We start from the raw sequence: 16868 nt of genomic DNA, 5'->3' as shown, positions 1-16868 counted from the left end.
CTTCACTTTGACCGCTATGCCTTAATTAGCAAGGACCCACCACCCTGCTGGGTGCCAAAGATTAGTCCTGCTAGGACTCTTCTGGGGAATCGTCCTCATCGTCAGATTGACGCAGGTAACGCCACAGTCCAAATCCAAGAAGCGCAAGCCCCAGGATGAGGATCCATACGAGGGTCTGCATACCCGTTTCGGGCAGTAGGCCTGCGATAAGCCCAGATGGGCGCAGTGCCCCTTGCGTATCGGAACCAGAAGCAGAATGAACGCCGTCTTGTCCTTGTACCTGCGCAGTCACAGTCACGGTGGAGTCTCCCGTATCTGGGTACCGATAAGTTTCATCATCACCCACCGGTATCTGTGCCTCGAAACTGCAACTAAATTCGTCACCCACCTTGAGTGCTTCCGGCGGGGAGCAAATCTCCTGCGGGATAACGCCGTCTTGCGGAACCTCCACGGACTTGCCGTCCTTTAGAAGGTGCAATCCCGCCAAGGATTGGTCTTTGACCTGCAGGCTTTCCAGATCGAATACACCATCATTGGTGACCTTATAAGTCATGGGCATGGTCTTCGCATCTGCCGGAAGCAGCGTGGTATCGAATACATCACCCGTGAGCTTGCCCAAGGGCGTACCCTCAATAGACTTTTCCACATTCAATCCGGCAAATTCATTCTTTGCCACTACTGACCACCGCTCACCGGAACGGCTCGTGTCAGCGCCGTCTTGGACCGGCTGGACGTTAAAGGCAATCGACCTCATTGCTTCGCCGTTGTTCGGCTCAGCGGCATCGGCAGGCGCTCCGCCTGGGAGAGAACCGCCCGAGGCGCTTGGCAACGCAGTGATTCGATCGCCCGTATCACCAAGACTGAAAATGGAGTCGTTGCCTTCTACTCCATCGTTGATCTCGGTGATCTGACAATCGGAATCCACAGGAACGTTCTTAATGGTGTGCTCGCCACCCGACTTCAAAGTAAATTCCCCATCGGACGCGTCTGGGTCATTGGGATCGCTACAAGAATGGCGGAATGTAAACTCTGCGTCTTGTGCGGGGCCACCAAAGGCGTTCTTAGTGAATTTGACGTCATAATGCGCACGCGGATGGTAAATATCTGCACCGATCACCATGGGTTCACTGGTGGATGAACGCTCTGCCGCGGTTTTAAACGTGTACTCACGTTTCTTATCGTCCTTTTTGACGTCCTTAGCAGCGATCTTCGATAACGAGCTGTTTGGGATTTCTCGTTGGTCAGCGGCCCATCGTGCGTATTGGGTCAATGGCGTGCGGCTGCCCGCCGTGGCTTCCAGCTGGCCGCGTTCCGCAAATGCATCGCCACCTAGTTGCAGTGTGCAGTCCACGCCAACAGGAAGTTGCAGGGGACGACCGCCCGTAGGAGCCTCATATGTTCGCGGCAACTCCGTCGCACTGGTATCGGCTAATGGGAAATTCTCAGTGATTGCCGTTGCCGCCGGATCCTTGCAAACCACAGTTGCGGTATATCCCGAAGGATTAGCTCCCTCAAGATATCCAGAGTTCCGGACAATCAAATTCACAGGTGCAGTGCGCCGCTCCACCCTATTGATGAAGTGAAGATCCGTTGCTTTATCCGCACCAGGATTAGGGGCATTCTTTTCGATGTCCTTTTCTTCCGGGGTGATCTCCAATGCCACCGGGGTATTGGAGGCATCTTGCTCCGTTACTCGGCACGTTGCTCCTGCGGGAACTAGGGCCTCGTCAGAGTTGAAGGAAAGGACGCTATTTTCCCCTTGCGTACCAGCATCGTGGAATTGCTTCTTGGTGATAGAAGACGGGATTACAGATGCAGAGTTGGGCCGCAGGTGTTGCGAAAGGAATGAAAGATCACCGATTGTACTGGTCCTATAGCCCACAGCCTCGCACTGCATAGTGAAGTTCATTTCATAGTTGTTTGGGATTTCCTTCAGATTACCCTCGCGGCCTACGAGATCCTTGCTGAGCTTCACCTTGGCGGTCTCGTACTCGTAGTGATTTACAAGGCGGACTTGGTTTTCGTCGTCTTCACCCGAGATGTTGAAAGAGGGCGAGGTCGACTTTTCATCTTTCAGTTCCTTGTCTTCCACCGCATTTCCGGCTTGTTGCTGGGTAGTCCATTCCACATGGGATGGCCGGACGAACGCTTTATTATCGTGTTCCCCGTCGTTGATATCCAAGTCCAGTTGACCGAATCGATCACCGGTTATATGGCAATCGGCGCCTACAGGAACCCCGGTGAACGTGGCATCTCCCTCACCCTTGACTGTTACCGTTTGGCTAAACAGGGGGTCACCACCGCCGGCAGCACCAGCTTCTTGGCACACCAAATTGTAGTTGTGCTCATTAAAGATATCTGCAACATTCTTACCGGCAGCCGAATACTGATCGCGGATGCTCTGGTTTGGCAACCACGCCTTGGTATTCAACTTAAGGTCCGAGATTTGACGCTTATAGGTATTGATGAACGTGACATTTACATTATCTGGGTTGCTAAACGTGTAGTCCCTAGAACCGCCCACACTGGTATCTCCATTGAGATTAATGCTCTGCTCTAGGGAGACACCGACCTCCGGATCGATTTTCGGCTCGGAAATTGTACAGTGCGAACCCACGTTAATATTTGCTGATTCGCTCTTGCCTACCTTGATCGTCGAGGTCACGTGCACGCCAGGCGTACCATCCGGGTTGGTGCATCTTAGCTCGACAGGGAACTCCTGAGCCGCCTTGGCCTCACGGCTAGTTTGCGAGATCAGATTATTGGGATCATCAAAATTAACTTCTTTGGCATTCGAAACCGTAGCTTGCAAGAAATGATAATCGTGGTGAATTTGAATGGTGGACTGTTCACCGATGGTGAACTTTTCCCCATTGCCTATTTCTTTAGGCTCGCCTTCATCGGCGGCGTAACGATAGTCTGAATCGATACCGATGGGATAGGTTTCTCCAGTATCGGACGTACGCTCTGCAGAGTCTTTTTCTTCAACTAATTCGCATTCCGTTCCCAAAGGAACTTCATTCGCCGCAATGTTTGCGCTCTTTCCTAGAGCTAAATCAAGTTTAGCGGAGTAGCCGTTATCGCAACGCAGATCGTAATTCCACGATGTTGGGGCCAATGACTCACGCCCGGTAGAGCGCAGAGAAATATTTAGGCCTTGGCCGGCAGGTGTGAATTTGTTAGTTGCAGTCGCAGTATTGTTTTCGCCGTCAACTGAAACCTTTACTGGGTCAGTATCGGTCTCGAAGTTGATGCCACCGCTGACCTGGGGTGTCTCTTCGACAAAGCTACACTCGTTGCCATAGGGCACGCCCAGCTTGCCATTCTTATCATTCAGCCGCGGATCGTCCGAGACCAACTTTGCCTCCCCGTCAGCAGGTACAGTGACTTTACCTTCGAGGTTGACGATCCGGATTTGCGCATCATCGCCGCTACCTTCGTAGACGTTCCGCGGTCCGCAGCGATATGTAAAGGTATAGGAACCTGGAAGGGTCGCGTTGTTTACCGTGGATTCAACGTTTTTACGCAGGGTCACCGCCCCGAGCTTTGAGTCGAATTTATTCGTCACGGTGACCACGTTCCGGCTATCGCCTGATACTTGGCGCATAGTCACAATGGCAGCATTTTGTGCTTCCGCGTTGCTCAGCTTTTTTACAATACCGCTGGCATCTGTAGCGCTGATCATTGCGCCTTTGAAGTCGGCCGTTGTAGTTCCAGTTGGCTCATCTTCCCAGACGTAGCAATCGGCGTTTGCCCTGATTCCATCGATGGATACTTCATCGCCGTTGTGAAGGAGATTAACTTTTCCTTCCTTAACCGTCTTTCCACCTACCTCACAGCGGTAATTAACCTGGAAATCAAGGGCTTTCACGTCTTCATTGCCAGCCGCTAATCCGGAAACCTGCTTTTGGATGACCAAAGGGAAGGTTTTGTACCCGAACTCCGTCTCTTCGCGGAGCTCCTTCGTTTTTCCCTTCGCCTCTAACCAGAAGTGATAGTAGTTGTTTTCATCCGTCTCAATGGGTTGCCCATTCAAAGTGGCACTTTGTTTATCAACGGAGATCGTCTGGTCCTGCTCCTCAGAAAACTCAGGCGAGAATTCTAGAATGCACTCCCTTCCGACAGGCAGGTCCGAGATGACCGCGGAGTTTTCCGGCTTAGCCTTGCTGAGATCCAGCGTTCCATTCCGCTGACCCATATTCGTGCCTTCACAACGCACGCTATATTTAAAGGCACCGCCAACCTCGCCATCATTTACTGGCTCACCGGTGATACGCTTACTGAGCTTTAGTGAAGCTTTTTGATAATCGTAGGTGTTTACTGCGTCAGCCTTCCCGGAGGCAGGCCGGCTGGGATTATTCCTATCCGGCTTAAGCTCCACCTTGACCGCAGAATTCGGATCACCCGTAGCTTTTTGACCATTCCATGCGAGGCTAAAGTCCGTTCCCGGAGGGGCCTCTTCGCCCTCGGCAAATTTTTCGCTCACGGTACAGGACGCACCCTCCGGCAAGGACCTAACTACTTCAGAGGTTCCGCTCTCTAATTCAACGTCATCTTCCAGCTTCACTTCCGGATAGGCGTTTTCAAACCCGGACGGAGCTTTACACGAGTAGTGCAAGGTAAACTTACGGGACTGAATATCGCTAAAGTTTGCCGCGGAACCATTTACCTTTTTGCTTAGGGTTAACGCAGCTGGCGAAAACTTGGGCTGCCAGGAAACCGAGCAATTGGGTACACGATTGTCGTTTGCTGGCAGTAGTAATGTCGATTGCCCGGATGCGGTGTCTTTATTTAAGTCATAACCACTCGGCACATTTCCGGCCTTGATATCAAAGGTTTGGACACCGCCATCAGAATTGCTCAACGTACAACGCCAGACGGGATCATAACGGTCGAACGCCTTGTCCGTCGGATTAAGTTGGGAACGGAATCCTATCCGGCCCGTGGCGTTCCCATGAGTGTCAAGCCGACGCATCACCGTACCGGATCCACCTGCGTTGACCGGGATATCAGTTTCACCGGTGTTATCGCTAAGAAAAGCATGGTAGTCGGCATTCCGGGATACCTGAGTCGCCGCTTCTTCGTAAGAAGAATCGATCTTTGCTAGATCTTGTTTCGCGTTAAAACTAAGCCGATTGAGGGACACCCCGATAGCGACAGCCTGCTTACCCGGCGTGCGAGAACCCATGCTGATTTGCATAGTCTTTGGATTATCTACCCCGACCACCCAAGACGAGTGCGCACCACCGACTCTGGAGTGACACACGAATCCTCTTTGACGATCATCATCAGCGATGGGTCGCCACTGCCCCGGCGTCGGCTCTTTGCCCACGCCGAATTGTCTTTCACAGGCCTTATGCTCATTATTCCGGCGTAGCTCCACCGGTTCAGTGACTTTACTGCCGGCACCACCGTCCACACTGATCATCTCACCAATGCCAGGTCCACCCGTAGATTCAGCATCCGCGACGGCAAAGCGGTAGTTGGACAACGATTCTTTGACACCAGCGCGCTCGACCTTAATATTGCTCAATGTAAAACGGGTAAACGGGTCCTTTCCCCCCTCCATCTGCAGCACATCTTGGGTGATATTCCCAGTTGCTTTCTGGAAAAAGCCAGGTTTCCCGAAAATAGCTTCGGACCACGTCGGGTTAGGCTGCGACGTAATTGATGTATTTGGATCTTTCGACGAAATCGACAAGTCAAACGTAATGGTGTAGTCCCCAACATGTTGGGTGACGCGCCCCGGCCTCGTCATATCACTGACATCAAGCCAGCAAATCTGATTCGCCCATTGTTCAACATCGCCTGTGCCTGTACGAAAGGAACAATCACCAAAGTTGGTGCCATCCGAGCTATTCCTATTAGAGCCTTCGGCTGCCGCTGCGTGCGGTGTTGTCAGTTGGGGTATTACCAAAAAAGAAGCCCCAATGACAATACTAAGTACGAATGCCACAATGCGTACGAGTACTGAAGATAGGGACCGAAGCAGAGACGAGGCAGAATGAGCCATCGACGTGTCCTTCCGATTACGGTTCCGCCCACCACAGTGCACAATCCACTACGGTTCGGCGCAATTCTTTAGGCATGGCACTCGGAATAACGTGTCGATTCCAGCCGCTAAACATGCCTCGGGTGGGCCATAGCTCAAGGCAACCACCAACATGTACATCATAGCCCAGAGCTTCCCATATCGTTATATTGAAGTGCCTCAGGTTTTGTTCCGTTTGAGTAGTTGGGAAAGTCTGGGGCGCTTCAAGCTTGAGTTATGAACACCATTACACGACCGATTAACCATTATCCTCTTTTGGTGACTGCACAAAATTACTACTAATGGCAGCCAAACCGATAACCGCTACTAAGAATAGGATGAGACCAAGAGGAAGAGAGGGAAAGTGAATTACCAATCTATGTGCAATTTGAGAATCCATATACGTACTTAGGAACCCGGCTACTCCCAGCGAAAGCAACACCGCGAAGGCAGACGGCACGCAATTGGCCAGTTTTCTAGTGCGATACGCTTCAGTGACTGGTACTCCCTGTTCCCAAATTGTTCGCGCATCCCGAATAAGCCTCCCCTGCTGAGCTAACGCCAACCCGAAAATAAGGACTGCCACACCAACAATCACGTAGGCAAATAGTGGTATAAACTCGCTAGTGCCCGTACCGTTCGGGCCATAAAGTAACTGCTCAGGAAGTTTTTCTGCCCACTGATTGGCACTCGCAATTGATATATTCTCAGTAACTCCGAGGTCAGGAGGGTTCGAAAATACTGCAACTGAATACGTATCTTCCTCATCGCTTTGCCAAGCAGGTTCTGACTGAGAATTGAAGGTTTGATCCCATGGTCGCATCCAAGTCTGGTCAAATGGGGAACGAGGCTCTTGACCTACTACGCCCTTGTCTTTTAACAAAGAATCAATGGTTCCATCTCGATCCTCCACTAGGGTGTAAACGGCCCCTTCTTCCAGGCTGGAAGGTTCAAGCTGTCCCGAGTCTTCAATAGCCGGCGCCCACCTTAGCACGCCTAAACAATCCTGCGAATAATCTCGACAAGCTTTTCTTACCTCCGCAACGCCATCTGTTCCTTCACCGACCGGAGCTGCCACAAATACATCTTCAACATTATCGGCTAATGCCTGTCGGGCGGAGAAAAGGGCCGAGTCGTTAGAAACAAATAATATGACTGGAAGTAAGACAAAAATGCAAACCATCCGCAAAACTGTGGCGGGAATGAAGGAACGCAAAAGTCGAATAGCTAGCACGAATGAGGTCCAACCACGTCGGCGTAACAAAAAACGCTCAATCACGTAAAGAATAAGCGCATAAATAAATACCGAAGCAGCGCTAACCAAAAAAGGCGTGGCATAAATGAACAACAACGGCCAGCGGCTTCCTGGAGGAGCCTGCGGTATCAAAAGAAAAATGGCGACTCCCAGCACACAAGCAACAATCCCCAACGGATAATGAAACAACTCTGAAGCTTGCGGACTACTGGGCTCTGCATCTACGCCAACAGGTTTCTTCCTTAGCTCAGCTAGAGAACTCGTTTCTTGCCGTAGGGGAAAAATACTAAGCAGGGTCGTAACCAAGCACGTAAGGAAAGCCACGAGGAATGGGGACGGGAAACCAGAAGGCGAAGTAATTCTAACCCCAGAATATATAAACGAAAAAAGCGGCTGAATAACCATTGGTACAAGAAAAGCATTGACCAAGGAAAAGCACGCGATCACTACTACAGCTTCACACACCAACCCATAGCGAATCTTTGACAATGGGAATCCAAACAAACGAAGGGCTCTATAATGTGCTCTTCTCCCCATTATGACGTGCCTAATACAATACTTAAGAGCCAAGCTGAAAGGTACTAGAGAAACGACAGCAGAATACATCAGCCCCATCGATAACGACTCAGTGACTTCCTTCGCCCCTACAGTCGAGATCAATATGCCGATGAAAAAAGTAAGGACAAAACAAGTTGAAAGAAATGGGACACTTTCAACGATTGTGTCCCTCCGAATCTTCGATGCCAACGAGCGATAATTCACAGAGGGCCCCCAATTGCAAGACTGTGATCAGCAAACTCCGCGACGCGTTCATCGTGGGAAACTATCAAAGCAATTGCTTGGCAGGATTGGGCATATTGCGAAAGGTAATTCAGGACAATATATGCATTTTCCTCGTCGAGTGCACTGGTAGGTTCGTCTGCAAGAATAAGTCGCGGCTGTTTACAAAGCGCTGTTGCAACAGCTGCACGCTGGCGCTGGCCTCCGGAAAGTTCACCGGGAAGACAATCAGATAGCTCAATAATCCCGAAATTCGTGAGCAGAGAACTGCTGTCTGTCGAAAGTGATGAGTCACTAGAAAGGCTGCACGCAAAAGCTAGATTCTCGCCTACAGTTAGACAAGGGATCAACCCTGAATCTTGGAACACCACGCCCATAGATTGAGCCCTCAGCATATCACGCTGACGTCTCGAAATTGACCAAAGACTTTTTCCGCATAATTTTACCTCTCCTGATGAAGGTGGTTGAAGTCCGGCGATTGTCTTTAGGAGGGTGGTTTTACCTGCCCCCGATTTGCCTCGAACCCAATGGACACTTCCTTCCGAAAAGCGTTTGTCTATGCAAGCAAGTATCTTGCCTCGTTTCGACGATATTTCTAAGTTACATAGCTCAAGCATTCTTTCCTCCTAGTTCAGGAAAAGGGATCCAATCCCCTGGTCGACAAGCTTTCTTGGTAAGTGCGTAAAGCACTCCAGCCGTGCCAAAGGCGAAGTCAAGAGTAAACCTTTCATTGCGGTCTCCAAGGCAATAGACTACCCCATCCATCTCCATGCATTGCTTTTTCAAAAGTATTTCTTGACTTCGAACCATTTGTCCTCCGACTTGAGAGCCAAAAACCTCATTAGCTCGCTTCAACGCCCAATAACAGCCTGCACGACCGTAAAACAATCCCGCTGTAGCGAAGTACTTTGACGAACACGCTTCTATTAAGCCTAAAAGTTGCTCGTCGGTGGCAATGATTCTATGCTTTTTCGCAAACTCAGTTATTGCCCACAAGACACCAGCGCTTCCTTCTGCTAGGTACGGGAGCAGCCTATCCCCATCATCGATCATCAAGCTTCCATTTTTGGACTTCTTACAACCAAGAAGGTCCTCGGTACACATAGTTTCAGCGACATCTAAAACACTCTCGGCCCTCGAGCTTTGTTCGAATTCCCACCACTGGAGGAGTGCCATAGCAGCTCCACTCCAGCCGCTTAAAAGGCCACCGGAGGCTTCGATCTTTCTATCCCCAAAGGAGCTAAGGAGCAGATCAGACAAATTCAGTCCAAGCTCTTCAAGCAAAAGGCTTGTCTCATTTCGGAGTAATGATCCGGAACCTCTAACGCGAGAAAGTATAACTAGATCTCGAATCATTTTTTCAAGCGTGAATTCATGCTCAATCTTCGAACTGTATTCTCGCTCCAAGGATTGAACATACTCATTTATCGAGTCTGGTGTAGGTTTTAGCACCATACGGAGCTCAGTCAAATGTACAGCATTCCTGTTATAAAGATCAGAATCTATTTCCGCTTTCCTCAATAATTCACTCTTAAACCTGTAGTCTTCGTACTGGTTTTGACTTTGCGTGTACACTAAATCCCGCAGCCCTTCGGGAGAAAATATCGTACCGCTACCTAAGCTACCGGCTCCAACTGGTATAGTCTCGCTGACTTGCAAATGCTCTTCGAACCTGCCCCACGACTCGACAATGCCACCTGCAAGATCAAACTCATTGACTCGACCAAAAGCGTACCGCGGTACAGGGAGCTCGATAAACTCCTCCAACCATTCACGAGCCGCTTTACCGTAGAAATCTTGAATCTCATCTAGAATCACGCTCCGCTCTTCTAATGAGAAGTCCACCTGGGACGCAGACGGGTAAAAAAGTGACAGCGCGATTTTTCCCAGCCCGTAAAGGTCGTTCTCCTCGAGACGAAAATCTTTTTCTTGATTTGAACACCGGATCCTCGGATCCGCCATAGAAAATCCCGGTGTCCAGTATTTGGGGACCCCTGTTCCTGTAGGGGCCGCCGCCTCCCAATCTACAATCATGACCTCTCCGTTTAGAGAAACCAAAATGTTGTCAGGTGAAATGTCACCGTGACACCAGCCGATATCATGCACCCTAGTAAGTACGGCTCTAGCCTTTTCCATGCAAGATTTCGCCCAAAAGACGTATGAATCCGTTTTTTCCTCGGTCCCCAAGACGAGCGGACAAGTTTCCGTGACATACGCCCTAAGTGATTTCCCGTTGAAATAATCGGTAATCAAAAAGCTAGACTTCTCACCATTTATCATTTCGCACTTACTTGGAACTCCGTCTAATCCCTTTAGTTCCTCCAGCACTTTACTTTCCTGCTTCAGGCTGGAGACTCCGTCCGAACTCCTTGTAGTGAAACCCGAAAGCACTCTAACTTCCTTTACAAAGACCTCACGACCTTGATAGTAGGCTTTCATCGAGAGACCTCTACTGCTGTAGCGAAGAACCTGGTCTACCTCGAAGGGGACTCTGACTGCGTTTCTATCACGCTTAGCTAAGGCAGCATTGATAGATCCACTCCGAGGTGCCCATCGGGGAATCTCTAAACACCCAGATCGACTCGGCCAAAAAACCTCTCCCGAGGGGGACTCAAGTGCTTCAAGCCAACGTTGTTTTTCTTCGCACCACTTCTCCATCAGTAAGAATGATCCATACCTAAAATGTACTGGGGAGTTGCCTATCTGGGCATCGGATAATATTTCGGGTGCACGAAAACCCTGGAGTGCATGATAAAGTTCGGAGACCAGTGCATCAAACTTCTCAAGCGTCACCGGATATGCCGTCAAAAGTTTGCCAAATTCGTCTACCGACGCTGTCTTCAAGAGCTTTTTAAAATAAACTGATGGATCGGCCGCGACCTTAAAGTAAACTCCTGCGTCTACAAGAATTGGAATCGCCGTGCCCAGAATTTCTTCAGCTTGTGAAGGAATCGCACTCAGGTGGATTTTCCATCCACATTGAGGAAGGTCGTTCGGCTTGGGGCCGACGAAGCGCCATGGAGAAGCAATATCACGACTTAAAAAGCTCCAGCGTTCAGAAATTTTCCACCTTTCACTTTCTCTTTTAGGGTCGTCATATACCAAAGGGTGTGAACTCACAGCAAATGTTTTGAGCTTCAATTTCCATCCTTCATTGCTATTATTTTTGTGTTTCTTATCTGACATGGAATGTGGTGACTAGCGTGTACGACAATCCTGGAGCGTTGTGAATTTAATAGCTTTGCTAAACGTACACAGTTGTGTTCATCAAGTCCTGAGAATGGCTCATCCAAAAGCAGTATAGGTTTAGTGGACGCTAAAAGCCTTCCTAGGGCCAGCCGACGCTTTTGTCCTCCAGAAAGTTCCCCTACCGTAAGAGCCGTCGAACTTCCAGCTAAAGTATCTGATATGTCGGAAAGGAAGTCGTCTAAACCCGTATCTAAACCTAGAATATCCGCCAGAATTCCTGATACTTCTTCAGTTTCAAGGCCCGGTTCTTGAGGACAATAGCCAATTAAATCTCGGTACCTATTGCTTGGTTTTTCAACCTGCTGCCCATTCCAAATTTCAACAAATCCGTATTCAGGAGCTTTTAAGCCAGCTAATACGCGCAAGAGTGTCGTTTTTCCGCAGCCGGACGCTCCGGAAATCATTACAAGATCTGACCGTTTAAAACTATCTGAATAACTACCCTCTGCCTGAAACTCGTCGCACGTAATTCCCGCAAAATTCAAGCACAATGAGCTTTCGATAATTGGTAAATCAGCAGTCTCCGATATTAAAGACTCTTTTCTCTTTAAAGTTGGAATTCTTTTTTTCGCAGCTTCCGACTTTTTAAAGCTTTCCAAGCTTTCAGTCACAGCTTGAACCGGGGAAACTACCATCCCAGCAACTGTAAAAACGGTAATCACTTCACCGACAGACAAATTTCCTCTAGGAACGAGAAAAATCATTGCTAAGGCGACACACACTGTAGGAACCAAAGCAAAAATAAGAGAGGGAACCGTCAAATAAATGAACTTGGTAAGTACCACTCCGCGCAAAGCTGAAGTCATTTTACTTACCGTATCATCGATTTCAAGTTTTCCCTCACCAAAAGCGTCAAAAACTCTAATTTCTTCATAACTCCTCACAAAGGAAGCCGTTTCGTCTACAAGCTGAGCATTCATATCGAGCGCTTTTGCATTTGAGTACTCCAGTTTCCGCAGACCTTCTTTTGTCAGGAGGATTCCGACTATCAATGAGATCGCAATAAAGAGCAGAAAAGCTTTATTAACCCGAAGAACTAAAATCACAGCTACGACTACACTTGTAAGCGAAGAAGAAATCGAGCAGACGATACTCACAACTCCGGAAACATATTCTCTGGAATCAGTAAGAATATTTGAGGCTAGATTGTCGTTATAGGCTGGAATCCCCTTTTCCTTCACCTCAATCCTTGACCGCTCCAATAGGGCGGTCCTGACTGCTCCTATCCCGTTAACTTCAGCAATTCCTTTGAGGAACTCGGCTCCTTTGCTTACCAAAGCCCAAAAAATAGTTACGCTTACTAGAACCACCCACGCTGGGAACCTTAGAATTGTTCGACCATCAACCAACTGTCCAAGCAACCATGGTTGCACCATCCACAACGCGGAGGTAACAGCCGAAGCGATTGCGGCCACCCAAAGGGAACGCACTGGAAACATTCTCTCACTCATAAAATGCAGTGAGGGCTCTCTTCAGAGCCCTCACTCCAAACAAATTTTAGTTACCACACCAAGCAATGCTTGCTCGGCTTTCCCGTGCAGCTGCGCAGTCAGTCACGCTCACATGGCTATCTGCACGATTAACCTGATCGCCGAGCCCCTTAGCGGCTTCACGAATTTCATAAATACTGGTCATTAATATTCACCTCCTTACCTTCTCGGGAATCCAAGTTATCAAGACCTCATGATAAATGTTAGAAAAATATAGCTTTCTTATACTTTTGTATAGTATCCCCATCAGAATGATTGATTTGAAGTAAGTTATAGATCAAAATAATGATAACGGTGTTTACTACCCAATCAACCCGATGAAAATGGAGATACTGGAGTGCCTTTGGTTCTAGGTCCAGGTGACTTTAGTGTTGTCCACTGATGCCCTGCCTGTGGGTGGAGAGAAAGGATGAATGGTGAAGAAGTTCGGTACACACACTCCCGAACAGTTTGTTCGCAAGCTCGATGCGGCTCAAGAATTCAGAGAATCAGGATCGAACATGGCTCAGATCTGGATCGAGCTCGGTATCAGTGAATCCATCCTGAATCGGTGGCAGTCAACCTACGCGGCGATGACCAAGAGCGAAGCCAAAGAACTCCCACGACTGTGCGAGGAAAACACGCGCCTCAAACGCCTGCTTGGTCATGCAGAGCTCTACAAAGAGGCATTGAGAGAATTATCGGAGGGAAACTTCTAAGCCCAGCTCGCAGCCATGATGCCGTCTGGTACCTGGTCGAGCTGGGCTACTCTCAGAGATACGCTTGTCAGATCTTCGGACTCTCTCGCAACACTTATCAGCGTGTTAGGAACTGGGCCAGTGAGCCTGATAAATACGCGCAACTGCGCGAGTGGATGCATAAATTCGCGCGTGATCACCGCCGGTGGGGCCACCGGCGCGCCAGGATAAGCGCCTTCGCTGAGGGCTATGGGATGTGCCGAGAAACCTTCCGTCGCCTCTGGCGTGAAGAAGGCCTCCGCGTACTACCGCGCAGGAAACGAAAATGCGCCACTGGCCACGGCCTGCGAGATGCTCCTGCCGGGCAATACCCGCGCGGTGTGTGGCTTGGGATTTCCAGTTTGATTCGACTTGGCTTGCTAAGACGATCGAGATCTGCAGCATCATCGATGAATACACTCGCGAACACGTCGCTTTCGCGGTCAACAAGAAAATCGATGCGAGATCCGTAATCGAACTCCTCGCCCCCGCAAGCCTTGACCATGGCGGGCGTCCGCCGATGCTCCGGATGGACAACGACCCTGAATTCATCGAACATGCGCTGCAAGATTCGGCGGCCGAGGATAAAACAATCCAAGCGTTCTTCCCGCCAGATCAGCCGTGGCATAACGGGCAGGTCGAGTTTTTCCACAACTGGATGCGAGACGAACTGTTAGTAGACAACAACATCGAGAATCTCGAGCACTTCCGCTTGCTCGTGGCCCAGTGGTCACGGCGCTACAATAACTTCCATCCGCATTCTTCACTGGGCTACCTCAGTCCACGAAAGTATTCACAACAATGGAGATAAGAAAACACGGTCAACACTTAAACAGACTGGGCCTAATTGTTAGGCAACTTCAATGCTATACCTGCTTTACCGCTTAAACTTACGGAGGCCTTAAATGAGGGTATTGATTCTAAGCGACGCCGATACCAACGCACCTGACGACCTAGTTCCTCCGTTTTCTTTAATTCAGAGTATTCTAAAGGATGTTTCAGTCTCAAGAGGTGGAACGCATGCCATTGAACTTTTAAGGCACCAGCATTTCGACATCGTTTTTATCGACGCAACAACATCATTACAAAACTGTTTACCTGTCCTAGGTTTCATTCAAAATAACAGTGCATCGGTACGCACCTATTCCATCGCATTAACGATCTCAGAATCAGATAACATATTTTTAACGTTACTGGCCGCCGGCGTGTCAGCGATTATCCGCCCTCCAAAAACGATTTCAGAGGTTCAAAAGGCGGTAGAAGTTGTTCGAAGGGGCGGATGCTACTTATCCAATCAGGACACTGCTCGACTAGTCAAACTTACTCTTCACAATTATTCGGATTTTACCCACAACAGGCGTAGCGCTCTTTCCAAAACCGATCGTAAGATCCTCCACCTCGTGCGCCAAGGGAAAACTACTTTTCAAATCTCAGAATTGTTAGATTTTTCCGAGATCTCTATAAAAAAGCATATTTCTAATCTCTTTAAACAATACGAAGCCGTCTCCAGAGCTGAGTTAATATATAAGAGTTTTTATGATGTCGATTTGTAATCTATTTATACTAAAACTCCGAGGTGAGGTATGCCAGGTTTGTTGTGTTTGAGTAGATGGGAAAATCTGGAATATGCCAAGAAAATTTGACCGGGATGCAAAGGACCGTGTGGTTCGCCTTGTTGAGGACCGCATCTTGGCGGAAAACATGTCCATGCAGCAAGCGTGCAAGATCGTGCGTGGCATGCTGCCCGGCAATGGGCGCAGGCAGCCCGCCGTGCTGGGAGCTTCCCAGAACCAAGGCCTGAAGATGTGGCCGCCGAACATGCGAGGATACGCCGTGAAAATCACCAGCTACGCGATACTAATGAGCTGTTGAAGGCTGCCTCAGCTTTTTCGCGTCGGAACTCGACCCAAAACGTTAAGAAATGAAGCGTCCTGGGTTTAGTTCCTACCTCAGCTAAGGAAGGATTGAACTATGCCTAGAAAGTATTCCGTCGAGTTCAAGGAGAAGGCGGTCCATCAGATCATCGAAATGGTCCGCCTGGAGTCTTGCTCACTGCAACGCGCCTACACGGAGGTCGGTGAGCTGCTTGGAGTATCTCACCACACGTTGCGGGCTTGGTACCGTGACAGCGCTTCAGTACGTGATGACTCTGACGCTTCAGGCGGCGAAACAATGGAAGAAGAGCTTGGGGCGTCTGCGCCGAGAAAACCGCGAACTGAAACGAGCAAACGGGATTCTTAAGACTGCTTCGGCTTTTTTCGCAGCGGAACTCGACCGACCCTAAGACCAAATGATCTCCTACATCGACGCGTATAAAGATCAGTTTGGGGCCCGGGTCCATCTGCAGAGTCCTAAAACAAGCAGATCGTGGATTCATCACCTCACGCGGCTACCGCAAAGCCACCACACGTGTTCCCAGCGCAAGAGCCTTAAGCGATAGCCTGCTCATCCCAGAGATACAGCGTGTGCATGCGGAAAACTTCTCGGTCTACGGCATCCGCAAAATGTGGCACGCCATGAACCGTGAAGGCTTTCATATCGGCCGCGACAAGACCGCACGTCTGATGAAACTCGCAGGTGTTTCTGGCCACAGACGTGGGCGAACCCCTGTGACAACGATTAGCCCGAAGGCACCGGATCATCGCCCAGACCTTGTACAGCGAGACTTCCATGCGCAGGCGCCAGGCAGGTTGTGGGTTGCCGACATTACCTACGTTCGCACCCTGTCAGGATTCGCCTACACCGCGTTTGTCGTTGATGTCTACAGCCGAAAAATTGTTGGTGTCGCTACACGATCGACAATGCGCACCGATGCGCTGCCCATGGAGGCATTGGAACATGCGTTAACGACTGCAGGGCGAATTCATGAAACCAGTTAATTCACCATAGCGATCGGGGCAGCCAGTACGTGTCGTGGAAGTATTCCACCGCGCTAGCTGAGTCAGGAATCCGCCCGAGTGTGGGAGGACCTGACCCCCATGTGGTGGACACCTGATATCCAGCCCAGTCGAGCTGGGAAGAAAGGTAATCTACCACCATGTCCAGGTACTCCGAACAGTTCAAACGCGATGCCGTAGCCCTCTATGAGAACAACGAGGATCTCTCGCTGAACTCAGCATCAGCTGAGCTCGGTATCAACCGTGCCTCGCTACATTCTTGGGTCAAAAAGTACGGCACTGGCAAACGTGCCCGCACGAAGGCCGTGCACGATCAAGCCCAAGCGGCGAATGATTCTGCGCGAATCCGTCAGCTGGAAAAAGAAGTCTCTAAGCTGCGCGAAGAACGCGACATCCTGCGTAAGGCCCCGAAATATTTTGCTTAAAGCAACTCACTGGTGATCCGCTTCC

The 16868-nt window shown here is 49.6% G+C and carries 10 protein-coding genes and 2 pseudogenes; 6 read left to right on the top strand and 6 right to left on the bottom strand.

Features of this window, described 5'->3' with window-relative positions; genetic code table 11:
• Positions 1–70: 70 nt before the first annotated feature.
• From ACP8KU_RS02725 to ACP8KU_RS02700, 6 genes are all read right to left on the bottom strand, one after another.
• Complete coding sequence (locus ACP8KU_RS02725) at positions 71–5956, bottom strand: CshA/CshB family fibrillar adhesin-related protein (RefSeq protein WP_484483933.1); 5886 nt, start codon at positions 5954–5956, stop codon at positions 71–73.
• Between the two features lie 334 nt (positions 5957–6290).
• Positions 6291–7775 carry an FtsX-like permease family protein gene (locus ACP8KU_RS02720; RefSeq protein ID WP_484483932.1) on the bottom strand — a complete coding sequence of 495 codons (1485 nt, stop codon included), beginning with the start codon at positions 7773–7775 and terminating at the stop codon, positions 6291–6293.
• Between the two features lie 269 nt (positions 7776–8044).
• Complete coding sequence (locus tag ACP8KU_RS02715) at positions 8045–8683, bottom strand: ABC transporter ATP-binding protein (RefSeq protein WP_023029129.1); 639 nt, start codon at positions 8681–8683, stop codon at positions 8045–8047.
• A complete protein-coding gene (locus ACP8KU_RS02710; RefSeq protein WP_484483931.1) occupies positions 8676–11252 on the bottom strand; it encodes a class III lanthionine synthetase LanKC N-terminal domain-containing protein in 2577 nt (858 codons plus the stop codon). Before ACP8KU_RS02710 ends, ACP8KU_RS02715 begins: the two co-directional genes overlap by 8 nt.
• The gene (locus tag ACP8KU_RS02705) at positions 11204–12745 is read right to left on the bottom strand and encodes an ATP-binding cassette domain-containing protein (protein WP_284612888.1); all 1542 of its coding nucleotides are present in this window, start codon (positions 12743–12745) and stop codon (positions 11204–11206) included. The genes ACP8KU_RS02710 and ACP8KU_RS02705 overlap by 49 nt, the downstream gene beginning before the upstream one ends.
• A gap of 67 nt (positions 12746–12812) precedes the next feature.
• Positions 12813–12950, bottom strand: coding sequence for a hypothetical protein (locus ACP8KU_RS02700; protein WP_156906124.1), 138 nt, complete (start codon positions 12948–12950; stop codon positions 12813–12815).
• Between the two features lie 268 nt (positions 12951–13218).
• On the opposite strand from ACP8KU_RS02700, the gene ACP8KU_RS02695 reads away from it, so the two are divergent.
• The 6 genes and pseudogenes from ACP8KU_RS02695 to ACP8KU_RS02670 all read left to right on the top strand — a co-directional run bounded on the left by ACP8KU_RS02695 (position 13219) and on the right by ACP8KU_RS02670 (position 16843).
• Positions 13219–13503 (top strand): transposase, encoded by a 285-nt coding sequence (locus ACP8KU_RS02695; protein WP_237801799.1) that lies wholly within the window; start codon positions 13219–13221, stop codon positions 13501–13503.
• A gap of 361 nt (positions 13504–13864) precedes the next feature.
• Positions 13865–14332: an integrase core domain-containing protein gene (locus ACP8KU_RS02690; RefSeq protein ID WP_198012719.1), complete on the top strand. Its 468-nt coding sequence runs from the start codon at positions 13865–13867 to the stop codon at positions 14330–14332.
• Positions 14333–14426: 94 nt separating this feature from the next.
• Complete coding sequence (locus tag ACP8KU_RS02685) at positions 14427–15074, top strand: LuxR C-terminal-related transcriptional regulator (protein ID WP_023029135.1); 648 nt, start codon at positions 14427–14429, stop codon at positions 15072–15074.
• A 48-nt stretch (positions 15075–15122) separates the two neighbouring features.
• Positions 15123–15252: pseudogene (locus tag ACP8KU_RS02680) on the top strand (transposase); the annotation flags it as partial.
• 240 nt (positions 15253–15492) lie between these two features.
• Positions 15493–16486, top strand: a pseudogene (locus tag ACP8KU_RS02675) (IS3 family transposase); the annotation flags it as partial.
• Positions 16487–16558: 72 nt separating this feature from the next.
• Positions 16559–16843 (top strand): transposase, encoded by a 285-nt coding sequence (locus ACP8KU_RS02670; RefSeq protein WP_484483930.1) that lies wholly within the window; start codon positions 16559–16561, stop codon positions 16841–16843.
• The last annotated feature ends 25 nt before the right edge of the window (positions 16844–16868 follow it).

Source organism: Corynebacterium sp. LaCa_282 (assembly GCF_057198125.1).
The sequence above is the reverse complement of the archived record's forward strand: the minus strand, read 5'-3'. Positions and strand labels throughout refer to the sequence as shown.

Excerpts from the sequence above, each read along its gene's own strand:
- ACP8KU_RS02715 (WP_023029129.1), bottom strand. The coding sequence starts at position 8,683 with ATGCTTGAGCTATGTAACTTAGAAATATCGTCGAAACGAGGCAAGATA.
- ACP8KU_RS02710 (WP_484483931.1), bottom strand. The coding sequence starts at position 11,252 with ATGTCAGATAAGAAACACAAAAATAATAGCAATGAAGGATGGAAATTG.
- ACP8KU_RS02700 (WP_156906124.1), bottom strand. The coding sequence starts at position 12,950 with ATGACCAGTATTTATGAAATTCGTGAAGCCGCTAAGGGGCTCGGCGAT.
- ACP8KU_RS02695 (WP_237801799.1), top strand. The coding sequence starts at position 13,219 with ATGGTGAAGAAGTTCGGTACACACACTCCCGAACAGTTTGTTCGCAAG.
- ACP8KU_RS02685 (WP_023029135.1), top strand. The coding sequence starts at position 14,427 with ATGAGGGTATTGATTCTAAGCGACGCCGATACCAACGCACCTGACGAC.
- ACP8KU_RS02670 (WP_484483930.1), top strand. The coding sequence starts at position 16,559 with ATGTCCAGGTACTCCGAACAGTTCAAACGCGATGCCGTAGCCCTCTAT.